Annotated in this window: 10 protein-coding genes; all 10 read left to right on the top strand. The window is 32.6% G+C overall.

Features of this window, described 5'->3' with window-relative positions; genetic code table 11:
* Positions 1-4 precede the first annotated feature (4 nt).
* Positions 5-2,827 (top strand): excinuclease ABC subunit UvrA, encoded by a 2,823-nt coding sequence (gene uvrA / locus VIM70_RS22555; RefSeq protein ID WP_331948021.1) that lies wholly within the window; start codon positions 5-7, stop codon positions 2,825-2,827.
* Between the two features lie 69 nt (positions 2,828-2,896).
* Positions 2,897-3,325, top strand: coding sequence for an FHA domain-containing protein (locus tag VIM70_RS22550; RefSeq protein WP_331948020.1), 429 nt, complete (start codon positions 2,897-2,899; stop codon positions 3,323-3,325).
* Between the two features lie 26 nt (positions 3,326-3,351).
* On the top strand, positions 3,352-4,596 hold the full coding sequence (locus VIM70_RS22545) for an FtsW/RodA/SpoVE family cell cycle protein (RefSeq protein WP_331948019.1): 1,245 nt from the start codon (positions 3,352-3,354) through the stop codon (positions 4,594-4,596).
* A complete protein-coding gene (locus tag VIM70_RS22540) occupies positions 4,589-6,010 on the top strand; it encodes a peptidoglycan D,D-transpeptidase FtsI family protein (RefSeq protein WP_331948018.1) in 1,422 nt (473 codons plus the stop codon). Before VIM70_RS22545 ends, VIM70_RS22540 begins: the two co-directional genes overlap by 8 nt.
* A 185-nt stretch (positions 6,011-6,195) precedes the next feature.
* Positions 6,196-8,061 carry an excinuclease ABC subunit UvrC gene (gene uvrC / locus VIM70_RS22535; protein WP_331948017.1) on the top strand — a complete coding sequence of 622 codons (1,866 nt, stop codon included), beginning with the start codon at positions 6,196-6,198 and terminating at the stop codon, positions 8,059-8,061.
* A 154-nt stretch (positions 8,062-8,215) separates the two neighbouring features.
* A complete protein-coding gene (murB, locus tag VIM70_RS22530) occupies positions 8,216-9,145 on the top strand; it encodes a UDP-N-acetylmuramate dehydrogenase (RefSeq protein ID WP_331948016.1) in 930 nt (309 codons plus the stop codon).
* 221 nt (positions 9,146-9,366) lie between these two features.
* Positions 9,367-10,251: an RNase adapter RapZ gene (gene rapZ, locus VIM70_RS22525; RefSeq protein WP_331948015.1), complete on the top strand. Its 885-nt coding sequence runs from the start codon at positions 9,367-9,369 to the stop codon at positions 10,249-10,251.
* The gene (locus tag VIM70_RS22520; RefSeq protein ID WP_331948014.1) at positions 10,248-11,579 is read left to right on the top strand and encodes a YvcK family protein; all 1,332 of its coding nucleotides are present in this window, start codon (positions 10,248-10,250) and stop codon (positions 11,577-11,579) included. The genes rapZ and VIM70_RS22520 overlap by 4 nt, the downstream gene beginning before the upstream one ends.
* A 58-nt stretch (positions 11,580-11,637) precedes the next feature.
* Entirely contained in the window at positions 11,638-12,588 is a 951-nt protein-coding gene (whiA, locus tag VIM70_RS22515; protein WP_331948034.1) for a DNA-binding protein WhiA, read from the top strand.
* A gap of 8 nt (positions 12,589-12,596) precedes the next feature.
* Entirely contained in the window at positions 12,597-13,901 is a 1,305-nt protein-coding gene (locus tag VIM70_RS22510; protein WP_331948013.1) for a DRTGG domain-containing protein, read from the top strand.
* Positions 13,902-14,072 lie beyond the last annotated feature (171 nt).

The following is a 14,072-nucleotide window of genomic DNA, read 5'->3' as shown; positions in this document are numbered from 1 at the left end:
AACCATGAGGGATAAGATTTTTATAAAAGGCGCTAAGGTTCACAATTTAAAAAATGTAGATTTAGAGATACCGAGAGATAAGTTTGTGGTGTTCACTGGACTTTCGGGGTCTGGTAAATCTTCACTTGCTTTTGATACATTATATGCGGAGGGGCAAAGAAGGTATGTAGAGTCGTTGTCAGCTTATGCAAGACAGTTTTTAGGTAATATGGATAAGCCTGATGTTGAGTACATTGAGGGGCTATCTCCTGCTATTTCTATAGACCAGAAAACTACTAACAGAAATCCACGATCCACTGTGGGTACTGTAACTGAAATTTATGATTACTTGAGACTTCTTTATGCTAAAGTGGGGACTCCTCATTGCCCTAAATGTGGTAAGGAGATTTCTCAGCAGACTGTAGACCAGATGGTTGATAGAATAATGGATATGCCAGTCAAAACTAAGATTTCAATTTTAGCGCCAGTGATAAGAGGGAAAAAGGGAGAGCATACCAAGGTAATTGAGAATATTAAAAAAAATGGATTTGTTCGAGCTAGAATAGATGGTAATACGGTGGAACTTATGGAAGAAGATATAAAACTTACAAAGACTAAGAAACATAGCATAGAGATAGTAATAGACAGAATTTCTGTAAAAGAAGAGGTCCGCGGTAGACTTTCAGAATCTTTGGAGAGTGCTTTAAAACTTTCAGAGGGGACCGCCATCGCCAGCATAGCTGATGGAGAAGATATACTTTTTAGCGAACATTTTGCTTGCCCGGATTGTGGTATAAGCCTTGGGGAATTAGCACCAAGGATGTTTTCTTTTAACTCCCCATATGGAAAGTGTGACACTTGTGATGGTCTTGGTACCCTTATGGAAATTGATGAGGATTTGATCATACCAGATAAAAGTAAAAGTATTAAGGGAGGCGCTGTTCTGTCTTTTGGCGAAGGCAGCCTTAAGGAAGATTCCTGGACTTTTTCGGTTCTCAGGGCTTTGAGCCAAAAATATAAATTTAGTTTAGATACACCTATAGAAGACTATGAACCGGAGATTCTTAAAATTCTATTATACGGAACTAATGGAGAGAAAGTTAAGGTAGAGTATGTTAAGGAATATAGATCAGGTACTTTTAATCATTCGTATGAAGGTATTATTAATAACTTGAAGAGAAGATATTTTGAAACCTCCTCGGATTATATAAAAAGAGATGTTGAACAGTATATGGGGGATAATGCATGTCCAAAGTGCAAAGGTGCAAGGTTAAGCCCAGAAGCACTAGCTGTAACAGTTGGGGGCAAGAATATAAGTGATTTTTGTCAATTGTCAATTATAGATGAAGCGACATTTTTAAAGGATATAAAACTATCAGAGAAAAATAAGATTATATCTAATCAAATTTTTAAGGAAATAAATGATAGACTTAATTTTTTGAAGGACGTGGGGCTTGATTATTTAAATTTAGCAAGATCAGCAGGTACCTTATCTGGTGGAGAAGCGCAGAGAATAAGGTTAGCTACTCAAATAGGTTCAAGTTTAATGGGGGTTTTATACATTCTAGATGAACCTAGTATTGGTCTTCATCAAAGAGATAATGATAAACTTATAAAGACATTAAAACATTTAAGAGACTTAGGTAACACCTTGATAGTGGTAGAGCATGATGAGGACACTATGAAGGCAGCAGATTATATTGTAGATGTTGGGCCAGCAGCTGGTGAACATGGTGGAGAAATTGTAGTTGCAGGAACAATTGAGGACGTAAAAAACTGTGAAAGATCAATTACAGGTCAATATTTAAGTGGTAAAAAGAAGATTGATGTTCCAGGAAAAACGAGAGTATCTAATGGAAATAGTATAAAAATACTTAATGCAAGGCAAAATAACCTTAAGAATGTTAGCGTTGAATTTCCGTTAGGTATGTTTACTGCAGTTACTGGCGTTTCAGGTTCTGGAAAAAGTACTTTAGTAAATGAAATTCTATTTAAAGGTCTTAACAAGAAGGTAAATAAGTCTAAAAAAAATGCAGGGCTTCATAAAGATATTTTGGGAGCAGAGAACATTGACAAAATTATAAATATTGATCAGGGACCTATAGGGCGTACCCCAAGATCTAATCCAGCTACATATACGGGTGTATTTGATATAATCCGAGATGTCTTTTCCATGAGCTCAGAAGCGAAAATTAGAGGTTATAAACCAGGTAGATTTAGTTTTAATGTAAAGGGTGGAAGGTGCGAGGCTTGCAAAGGTGATGGAATAATTAAAATAGAAATGCAATTTTTATCTGATGTATATGTCCCTTGCGAGGTTTGCAAAGGAAAAAGATATAATAGAGAAACCCTAGAGGTTAAATACAAAGGCAAAAATATTGATGAAATTTTAAATATGACTGTTGAGCAGGCTGTAAAGTTTTTTGAGAATATTCCTAGAATTTATAGTAAACTTAAAACACTAATGGATGTTGGTCTTGGTTATGTAAGGCTAGGTCAGCCTTCAACACAATTATCTGGTGGTGAGGCTCAAAGAATTAAACTTGCATCAGAATTATCCAAGAGAAGTACTGGTAAGACATTTTACATTTTGGATGAGCCAACTACAGGACTTCATATTGATGATGTTAGTAAACTTATTAAAATACTCCAGAGACTTGTGGATTCAGGCAATACCGTAGTTGTAATTGAGCATAATTTAGATGTTATAAAATGCGCGGATTATGTTATAGATTTAGGACCTGAGGGTGGAGACATGGGAGGTACTATTTTGTGCACAGGGACGCCGAAAGAAATATCTTTGAATGTAAATTCATATACAGGACAATATCTTAAAAAAATGTTATAATTCTTATAAGGCTAGCATATTAATTTAATGCTAGTCTTTGATTATTTTTTAAAGAGGAGAAAGTGAATTATGGCTAATATAAGCGAGATTTTCAAATTTGCAATTATAGCGATTATATGGATTATAATAATAGTTGCTTTGAAAATAATGTATAAGGATTTAAAAGGTGGTGCGAAGAAAAAACCAGTAATTAAAAAAACTATGGGTCTTGAAGTTATAGAAAGAGGAGAAAATTTTAATTTAAGAATTGGAGCAGTAATTCCTCTAAATGATGAACTCACTATTGGTAGAAAGGCAGATAACCTTCTAATATTGGGTGATAAGTATGTATCTTCTCAGCATGCAAGAATATATCTTAAAAATACAGATTATGTTCTGCAGGATTTGAGAAGCACTAATGGTACACTTAAGAACAAGAGAAAGGTTACGGATAAGGTAGCTATTAAAAAAGGTGACGAAATTCAAATAGGTACATCAATTTTTAAGGTTATAGGATAAATGAAGATTTTAAATGAGGTGATAACATGGAAAGTATAAAGGAAGAACGGAAACTTCTGAAGTATACTTGTCTTTTATGTATAGTTTTGTTTTTTAACATGTTTTTTATTGGCAAAGATGGTTTTGACAAAGGCGCAATAATAATGGGTGTAATAATATGTTTGATTTTTGTGTATTCTCATTTTGTAATAAGTAGATTTTTTCCTGACGGGGATAAATATATTTTACTGTTTTCAAATGTTTTGGCGGTTATAGGTATGGGGATTTTATATAGGCTAGACCCTGCTATTGCACTTAAACAACTTATATATTATTCAGTAGGTATTGCTGTATTCATTTTAGTTGTAGTGCTTTTCCCAAGTTTAACTAAATTTTCTAGATATAAATATTTTTATATGATATGTACTCTGATACTTATGTCTATGGGAAGTTTATTTGGTCAGGCAACTTATGGAGCTAAAAACTGGGTAAACATTGCGGGAATGAGTTTCCAACCAACAGAATTTGCTAAATTATCTTTGGTGGCTTATTTAGCAGCATCCCTACAGCATTATGGTGAAAATGTTCAGGGAAAGTCAGAACTTATAAAATTCAAGGCCTTACTTGAACCTGGAATTGTGGTTATGGTATCACTTGGATTCATGGTTATTCAAAAGGATTTGGGATCAGCACTTTTATTTTTTGCTATTTCAGTAACTATGTTATATATTGCTACTTCAAATTTTAAATATGTTCTAGTATGTTTAGGACTTTTTATTGTAGGTGCATTTATAAGTTATCAACTATTTGATCATGTACGTTTGAGGTTTATGATTTGGGGCAATCCATGGAAATATGCTACCAATCAAGGACTTCAGATAGTACAATCTTTAATCTCTATAGCATCAGGTGGCCTTTTTGGAACAGGCCTTGGTCTTGGCTATCCTAAAATGGTTCCTGTAGTTAATACAGATTTTATTTATGCAGCTATTTGTGAGGAAATGGGACTTTTAACTGGATTTGCTATCCTTATTTTGTATTTCCTATTGTTTTATAGGTGTATGAGGGTCCCTGTTTATGGAAAAGATAACTTTACAAGATTATTGGCAGTAGGTTACAGTACAATGATAGCCGCTCAAGTTTTGGTTATAGTAGGTGGGGTGGTTGGAGCTATTCCACTAACTGGCATAACCTTGCCGCTTGTCAGCGCTGGGGGAAGTTCTATGATAATAACTTTCTTTTCGCTAGGTATACTTCAAAAAATTTCGGAGGACGGTCAAAGTTATGAATGATTTTGTTACTAATATAAAAAAGGTCATGTTGGTGTTTTTAATATTTTTTATTGCTTTAATTTTCTACATAACTTATTCCTTTATATTTACAAATGAAAAAACTGTAGCAAGTACATATAATATGCGGCTATGGGCTGAGAGAAATAAAGTATTAAGGGGAACAATTTACGATAAAGATATGAAAGCTTTAACAAAAAGTACGAAGACAGGTGAAATGTCTCAAAAACTACAATATTTGCAAGGGACAGTTTTTGCCCATGCTGTAGGGTATATGGATCCTGTATATAATCTTGCTGGTCTTGAAAATAAATATGATGCTCAGCTCATGGATTCTGGGGAATCGGTAATTTCAAAATTCGCTTTCTTTAGTAAGGACACTGAGCAAAAGGCTGGAAATGGATTAAGAACTACTCTCGATTCAAAACTCCAAAAAAAAGCTTATGATCTTTTAAATGCTACGAAGTTTAATGGTGCTGTAGTAGCGATAAATCCTAAAACTGGGGAAGTTTTAGCCATGGTATCTAAACCTTCTTATGATCCCAATAAATTAGATGCTAATTGGAAGAGTCTAACAGCAAATAAAGATGCGCCACTCCTTAATAGAGCAACGTCTGGGCTATATCCACCAGGGTCTATTTTTAAAACTATTACGGCAGTGAGTGCTTTAGAAAACATCCCCAATGTTATTAATAGGGGGTACCAGGATAATGGGAAATTAGTTGTAAATGGAACACAACTTTTGCAAAATTATAATGGTGAAGTTTTAGGAAATTTGGACTTTAAATCTGCTTATATGCACTCTAGTAATGCGTTTTTTGGATCAGTGGGAATTGATTTAGGGAATAAAGCACTAAAGACAACTGCAGAAAAGTTTTACTTTAATAAAAATATTCCATCTGTTGGGTTAACAATAGAGGATAGCAGATTTCCAAGTTATAAAAGCAATGAAAAGGGTAATATTGCTCAAAGTTCTATAGGGCAGGCTGGGGTTTTAGTTACTCCTATGGAAATGGCATTAGTTGTAAGTAGTGTCGCTAATGATGGAGTTATGATGCAACCAATGCTTGTTAAAGAGATATTAAGTAGCAAAGGTAAATCTTTAGAAATATTACAGCCTAAGCAATTAGGACAAGTGATGTCGAAGGAAAATGCAAACACCATGAAAGATTTAATGAGAGCAGTTGTGACTGGAGGTACAGGTACTGGTGCAGCTGTTTCTGGAATTGATGTTGCTGGAAAAACAGGTACTGCAGACCATAATAATAATCAAGGAGCACCACATTCCTGGTTTACTTCATTTGCACCTTATGATAATCCTAAAATTGCCATAGCGGTAATTGTAGAAGAGGGTGGTCAAGGTGGTGGAATAGCTGCCGAAATAACTAGGCAACTTATTGAAACTTATTTAAAATAAAGAATTAATGACTTTAAAGTCAGATATTAAATTAATATCTGGCTTTATTATTAGGAATATAATAAAAAGATGGTAAATGTAGCAATTTGTAATATATTGCCCAGGAAATTTAACTTTATTAGTATAATTGTGACTATATATGGTTATTTGAAAATAATATATGAATTAAATGGGGGTGATTAAGAATGTTTGATTTTGAATTTCAACTAAAAATTCTTCCGGATGCACCAGGAGTATATCTTATGAGAAATCATCTTGGTGAAATCATATATGTAGGGAAGGCTAAAATATTAAAAAATAGAGTAAGACAATATTTTCAAAATTCAAAAAATCATTCTGAAAAAGTGAAGGTTATGGTTAAAAACATAGCTGAGTTTGAATATATAGTAACGGATTCAGAAATGGAGGCTTTAATACTCGAATGTAATCTTATTAAAAAATATAGTCCTAGATACAATATTTTACTTAAGGACGATAAACACTACCCATTTATAAAGGTAACTATAAACGAGGAATTCCCAAGGATTTTTGTAACTAGAAATATCATAAATGATGGAGGGAAATATTTTGGACCGTATACTGATTTAGCGGCCGTATATAGTACTATGGAACTTATAAAACAAATATTTCCACTTAGGACTTGCAGGAGAACTATCAAAGAAGGCCAGCACGCTAGCAGACCTTGTTTGAATTATCATATTGGGTTATGCAAAGCCCCTTGCGTTGGGTATATTAACAAAGAAGATTATGGTAAGATTATAAAGGGCGCTATTGATTTATTAAATGGAAAAGATAAAATTATAAAGGATAATTTAAAGCAAAAAATGGGGAATGCATCGGAAAACTTAGAATTTGAAAAAGCAGGGATGTTTCGCGATAAAATAATTGCTATAGATAAAATAAATGAAAAGCAAAAGATTGTAATAGGAAATTGTGAAAATGAAGATTTTATTAATGTATATGTTGATGAAAAGGATATTTGTTTTCAGATATTTTTTCTACGAGATGGTAAGATAGTTGGACGAGAACATTTTATTTTAAATGACGAAGTATCTGATGTTGGTTATGAACTTATAGAAGGATTTATAAAAAGGTTTTACAGTGCTGCATCTTTTATTCCTAAAACAATTTATGTTCCTTTTATAAATGAGGTTGAGATTTTGGAGCAGTGGCTTAGCTCTAAAAAGGATTCTAAGGTAGTAATTAAGGTTCCTCAAAAGGGAGAAAAGAAAAAGACCTTAGAGATGGTGGAAAACAATGCTAAGATAACACTTGAGCAATTCAAATTAAAGGATAAACAAGATAAGGAAATCCACAAAATTGCACTTTCGGAGATTGTAGAATTATTGAATCTTGATGAAGTACCTCAGAGGATTGAATCATATGATATTTCAAATATAATGGGCGTAGATTCTGTAGGTAGTATGGTGGTTTTTGAGGATGGAAAACCTAAAAGCAGTGATTATAGAAGGTTCAAAATAAAGACCGTAATAGGAGCAAATGATTATGATAGTATGCGCGAAATTCTAGAGCGAAGATTTATTCATGGACTGGAAGAAGTTGAAAAAATAAAAGAAAGAAATTTAGAATTAAGTAAAGGCAAGTTTTGCATATTCCCTGATTTAATTCTCATGGATGGTGGAAAAGGACAGGTTAATGTAGCACTTGAGGTTTTAAATAGCCTTAATATTGATATACCTGTATGCGGAATGGTTAAGGATGACAAGCACAAAACTAGAGGTTTAATATATAATAATATAGAGTACAACATGAGAAGTAATTCTCAAAGTAATCACTTGATTACTAGAATACAGGATGAGGTGCATAGATTTGCTATTACTTATCATAGAACTTTAAGAGATAAGAGAACCTTATATTCTATACTAGATAACATACCTAACATAGGAGAAAAGAGAAGACGAGAGCTACTAAAAAAGTTTGGCAGTATTGATAATATAAAAAGTGCAAGTAACAATGAACTAATGGAAACCCCCTCCATGGATAGTAAGGCAGCTCATTGTGTTATAGAATATTTTAAAAATAGCAAGTAGTTATGCAAAGCACTTGAATTAATGGTGAATTTAAACTGTTGAAATATCTTAAGAATAAGGTTAAACTAAGAGAACTATGTACTTCCATAACATAAATCATATAATTTATTTTATGGAAGTATATAAATAAATTAATATTTTCAAGGAGTAGAATATGATGTTATATGAGGAATTAATTAAACAAATAAATAAAGTAACAAATAAAGTAAATATAAATATAAATGAGCCTATGAAAAAACATACTTCTTTTAAAGTAGGGGGACCAGCAGATATTTTGGTAACTCCAGAAGATGCGATAGAGGTTCAATCTATAATAAAAATATGCAAAGAAAATAAAGTGGATTATTATTTAATAGGCAATGGTTCTAATTTACTTGTACGCGATGGTGGAATTCGCGGTGTTGTTATAAAACTATGTAAACTTAACAAAATTGAGGTACAAGGAAATAAAATAACTGCACAAAGTGGAGCCAGTTTATATGACGTTACAATGGCAGCACTAGGGAAAGGACTTAAAGGCATTGAGTTTGCTAGTGGGATACCAGGAAGTATTGGTGGTGCCGCAGCTATGAATGCAGGAGCCTATGATGGGGAAATGTCTATGGTTCTAGGGTCTGTAATAGCTATTGATAACAACGGTGAATTAATAACTTTAACCAAAGATGAAATGGAGCTATCTTATAGGAGCAGTGCTATTCTGAAATATGGATATGCAGTAATAAGTGTTACTCTAGATCTCAAGGTCGGAGACATGGAAGTTATAAAAGCAAGGATGGACGTTCTTGCTAAAAAAAGAAGTGATAAACAACCTCTAGAATATCCATCAGCGGGGAGCACATTTAAAAGGCCAGAGGGTCATTATGCTAGTGTTCTTATACAGAATTGTGATTTAAAAGGTACTTCCGTCGGGGATGCTGAGGTTTCTGTTAAACATTCTGGTTTTATTATAAATAAAAAAGATGCCAGTGCAAAGGACATTTTGGATTTAATTAAGCTTGTGCAAAATGTAGTGAACGAAAAATTTGGGGTACAACTTACCACTGAAGTTAAAATTTTGGGAGAAGAAATTTTACAAACAAAATAGATTTTAGAATGCACAGCAAGTTAATTTAACTGTGCATTTTTTTGTTTTTACACCTCTATAATTACCCCCACGATGTGTTATAATAAAAGTGAAACTGTATTAATATAATGATGTATTTGAATCTTTAAAGTGAATTGATTATTAATATTGATATATTCGTAGTAATATTTAACATATTTCTAAAAAGTGGAATTTAATGGTTTATAGAAGGGAGTGTTTTAATGAGATTTGTAATATTGACAGGGTTGTCAGGCGCTGGTAAAACACAAGCTGTACGGAATCTCGAGGATTTAGGCTTTTTTTGTGTGGATAATTTACCACCTTCATTGATTCCTAAATTTGCGGAGGCATGTTATAAAACTAATGGGAATATAGAAAGAATTGCTTTAGTTATAGACATTAGAGGGGGAAAGTTTTTTGATGATTTATTCGAAAGCTTAACCTATCTAAAAGAAGAAGGATATAAGTATGAAATTCTATTTTTAGAAGCATCAGACAAAACGCTTATTAAAAGATATAAAGAGTCGAGACGTAAACATCCGCTAGCGCCGGAAGGGCGAGTCTTAAACGGAATTGCCACTGAAAGACGTAAACTTAAAGATGTACGTGAGCGTGCTGACAATATAATTAATACTTCTAGACTTTCGGCAAGAGAGCTTACCACAGAAATAAATAATATTTATGGTGAAGAAGGTCAGATAGAAACTAAACTTATCATAACTGTGCTTTCTTTTGGATTTAAATATGGAATACCTATGGACTCAGATTTGGTATTTGATGTTAGGTTTTTGCCTAATCCATATTATATTCCAGAACTTAAGCAGTATTCAGGTAATGATAAACCAGTTCGAGATTATGTGTTAGATTTTGAAGGAACTAAAATATTTATAGAAAAACTTCAAGATATGTTAGTGTTTCTCATTCCCAATTATAAGGCAGAGGGAAAAAGACAACTTATAGTCTCTATTGGTTGCACAGGTGGAAGGCACAGGTCTGTAGCAATAGCTAATAGAATTTATGAAATATTAGAGCATAATGGTTATAGCGTAAATATTGATCACAGGGACATAAATGAGGATGTTAATAGAGGCGGCGGCAAGCTATGATACCCACTTATTTTCTTGCACCTGGAATTAATATAAAAAGGTGGATTCTACTAGGTATTGTAGGTGTTTTTATTTTAGTTTTTGGGGTTGTTGAAGTTATAAACAGAAAATATTTTTCAATGGGAAGTATAGGTATTTCAATTCTTATAATAGGGTTTGGAGCTTTGCTGTTATATATAGCTATTATTCAAATTATTAAATTTTTCATTATATTAATAAATACTGGAAATTTAGATGTAGCTATTAATTCGAAAAAAATGGGCGATTTAATCTATGAAAAGAGGGTACTTATAAGAGGACCTAAAATTGTAGTAATTGGTGGAGGCACTGGTTTATCAACTATGCTTAGGGGATTAAAAAAATATACGAATAATATAACTGCGATAGTTACAGTAGCAGATGATGGCGGAGGTTCAGGGGTTTTAAGAGATGATTTAGGCATTCTTCCCCCAGGGGATATTAGAAATTGTATTTTAGCATTAGCAGATACAGAGCCACTAATGGAGGAATTATTGCAGTATAGATTTAAAGATGGAAGATTAAAGGACCAAAGCTTTGGTAATTTGTTTTTAGCAGCAATGGATGGAATTTCAAATAATTTCGAAGAAGCTGTTCAAAAAATGAGCTCAGTACTTGCAGTAACAGGGCGGGTGATTCCAGTTACCTTAGATAATATGACTTTAAAGGCAAAGCTTAAAAATGGGATAATAATTGATGGTGAATCCAATATACCAAAAGGTGTGATAGATAATAAAAGTGCTATTGATGAGGTGTTTATAGAGCCTAAAGATGCTATAGCAATTAAAGAAGCATTAGTTGCTATAAACGAGGCTGATGCAGTGATACTTGGACCTGGAAGCCTTTATACTAGCATTATTCCAAATTTATTAGTAAGAGAAATAAGAAATGCATTAGATGTAACAAAAGCAATAAGAATATATGTGTCAAATATCATGACTCAGCCAGGAGAAAGTGATAACTATGGTGTTAAGGATCATATAATGGCTATTAATAAACATGCTAAATGTAAGATTGTTGATTACGCCGTAGTAAACGTAGGAAAAATAAGTAGTGAACTTCAGCAAAAATATCTTAATGATAATTCAAATATGGTTAACATAAATGAAGAGGAAGTTACAAAGCTTGGCATAGGTGTAATTAAGAGTGATTTTGTTAAAACTGAAAAGGGTTATGTAAGACATGACGAAGATAAGCTTGCAACTATTTTAGTAGAAACTATTATGGAGAAAAAGTTAATTAATGATAAACAGAAAATGGTAGAGTACTTTTATTTATCACAGAGGCTTAAGGAAAACAAAAATAAATAACAAATTAATATTTATTTTAATCTTTCTTTGGGAAATAAACGTTATAAGGAGTAAAATGATGTCTTTTTCGTCTAAGGTTAAAAATGAAATTTGTAGATTTACAGATATGAGTAAGAAGGAAGCCATGGCTGAATTGGCTGCGATAATGAAGGTGAGTGGGACTATTGGACTTGCTTCAAATAAACAGATAAGTTTTCAAATAACCACTGAAAATCCTGCTATAGCAAGACTTATCTTTAAATTATTAAAGGAACATTTTAAGATTCACGTTAGATTACTAGTTAAGAGAAGTAATTCTCTTAAGAAAAAAAATGTTTATGTGGTAATAATTACAGAAGAAATGGGTGTTAAAGATTTATTAAAACAGGTGGCAGTTCTGGAGGATGAGAATTTTTTTTCAATAGATTATACTATACCTAGTAGGCTAATTGAGGCTGAAGAATGTAAACGGAAATATATAAGAGGAGCATTTTTAGGTGGTGGAAGTATAAGTAATCCGGAAAAAAATTATCATGTTGAGTTTGTTACACATGATAGTGATTACGCAGAGGAACTAAGTAAACTAATAAATAGCTATGGACTATTATCAAAAATAATACAAAGAAAAAACAGTTTTGTGATTTATATTAAAGAAGGTGAGCAAATTGTTGACCTACTTAATATAATTGGAGCGCATAACTCATTATTATTTTTGGAAAACGTAAGAATAATGAAAGAAATGAGAAACAATGTAAATAGGCTTGTGAACTGCGAAACAGCAAATCTTAGTAAAACAGTAAATGCGTCAGTAAGGCAAGTAGAAAGTATTAAATTAATACAAATGGAAATAGGTTTACAAAGACTTCCTAAAAATTTAAGGGAAATTGCAGAACTTAGACTTGAGTATCCAGATGAATCTTTGAAGGAACTTGGTGCAATACTTGAACCCCCAGTGGGCAAATCTGGGATTAACCATAGACTTAGAAGAATAGAAAAAATTGCTGAAGAATTAAGGAAAGAAGGAAGGTAAAATACCTAATGGCAAAGCATGAAGAGATAATTAATTATATCCTTTCTTTGCAGATTGGAACAAAAATCTCAGTAAGGGGCATCAGCTCCATATTAGGAATTAGCGATGGTACATCATATAGAGCTATAAAAGAATCTGAAAACATGGGCATTGTTAATACCGTGCCTAGGGTGGGAACAATAAGGGTTGAAAAGGTAAACAAAAAAAACATTGAAACGCTTACTTATGCTGAAATCATAAACATCCTTGATGCTACAATTTTAGGTGGAAAAGAAGGCATAAATAGAAGTTTAAATAAATTTATTATAGGAGCAATGGATATTGAAACAATAAGTAAGTATATAAGTCCAGGTTACTTACTTATTGTTGGAAACCGTGAAGATGCACAAAAGCTTGCTCTTGAAAGTGAGACAGCTGTATTAATTACTGGAGGATTTGGTTGCAGTAAAGAAATAAAGGCATTGGCAGATGAGAAAGGTATCCCTGTATTATCATCGTCTTATGATAGCTTTACAGTAGCAAGTATGATAAATAAAGCTCTTGATGAGAGTATGGTTAAAAAAGAAATTATTTTAGTTGAGGATGTTATGGATTCTAATACTACGTGTCTTATGGGAAGCGACACTGTTGCTACGTGGAGAAAATTACTGGCAGAAACTAATCATGAGAGATACCCGGTACTCGATGAGAATATGAAGGTTATTGGCATAGTTACATTAAGAGATCTACAAGGACATAATGACGACAATGAACCAATACATAAAATTATGAATAAGAATCCTATAAGCGTAACACCTAAAACAACTATAGCTTATGCTGCTCATATTATGGGTTGGGATGGAATAAAGATTTGTCCTGTGATTGATAAGAAGAAGCTCGTAGGAGTTTTAACTATAGAACATGTTATAAAAGCAATGGAGTTTGCTTTAAGGCAACCTCAAGTTTCAAAAACAATTGAGGATCTTATTTTAATGAATTTTACATGTGAAAATGAGGGTGATAGTTTGCATTTTAATGGTCAGGTTATTCCTCAAATGTTAGACCCTTTTGGTACAGCTTCTTGGAGTTCACTTAATATGTTATTATCAACTATGGGAATAATTGCGTTAAGGCAAAATGATAATATTAATATTTCAGTAGATAGTATTATGACGTATTTTATGAAACCTGTACAAATGGGTAGTAATATAGATATATATGCACAAATTGTGGATAAGGGTAGAAGTTTTTCTAAGGTAGAAATAAATATGTACAACAAGAATAAACAACCTATTGCAAAAGCTATGATTTCAGCAAAAATATTTGGTAAATAATATTTTTTTAAATAATATAAATTTAATATTAGACCAGCTAATTAAAGTCAAGCACAAATTTTAAAAAGCAGTTGATGATTTTGTTGCACAACAAAAAGACCATTTCGAAACACGAACAATGGATAATTTAGGTATTCTTTTATTCTAAATTATGCTACTTCCCTAGAATGA

Source organism: Clostridium sp., from assembly GCF_036569345.1.
In the GTDB taxonomy this organism is placed as follows: Bacteria; Bacillota; Clostridia; order Clostridiales; family Clostridiaceae; genus Clostridium_AD.
This window is presented reverse-complemented; position numbering and strand designations above follow the sequence as displayed.

Coding starts and splice junctions, on each gene's coding strand:
- VIM70_RS22540 (WP_331948018.1), top strand. CDS start 4,589: ATGAATGATTTTGTTACTAATATAAAAAAGGTCATGTTGGTGTTTTTA.
- VIM70_RS22550 (WP_331948020.1), top strand. CDS start 2,897: ATGGCTAATATAAGCGAGATTTTCAAATTTGCAATTATAGCGATTATA.
- whiA (WP_331948034.1), top strand. CDS start 11,638: ATGTCTTTTTCGTCTAAGGTTAAAAATGAAATTTGTAGATTTACAGAT.
- rapZ (WP_331948015.1), top strand. CDS start 9,367: ATGAGATTTGTAATATTGACAGGGTTGTCAGGCGCTGGTAAAACACAA.
- VIM70_RS22510 (WP_331948013.1), top strand. CDS start 12,597: ATGGCAAAGCATGAAGAGATAATTAATTATATCCTTTCTTTGCAGATT.
- uvrC (WP_331948017.1), top strand. CDS start 6,196: ATGTTTGATTTTGAATTTCAACTAAAAATTCTTCCGGATGCACCAGGA.
- uvrA (WP_331948021.1), top strand. CDS start 5: ATGAGGGATAAGATTTTTATAAAAGGCGCTAAGGTTCACAATTTAAAA.
- murB (WP_331948016.1), top strand. CDS start 8,216: ATGATGTTATATGAGGAATTAATTAAACAAATAAATAAAGTAACAAAT.
- VIM70_RS22545 (WP_331948019.1), top strand. CDS start 3,352: ATGGAAAGTATAAAGGAAGAACGGAAACTTCTGAAGTATACTTGTCTT.
- VIM70_RS22520 (WP_331948014.1), top strand. CDS start 10,248: ATGATACCCACTTATTTTCTTGCACCTGGAATTAATATAAAAAGGTGG.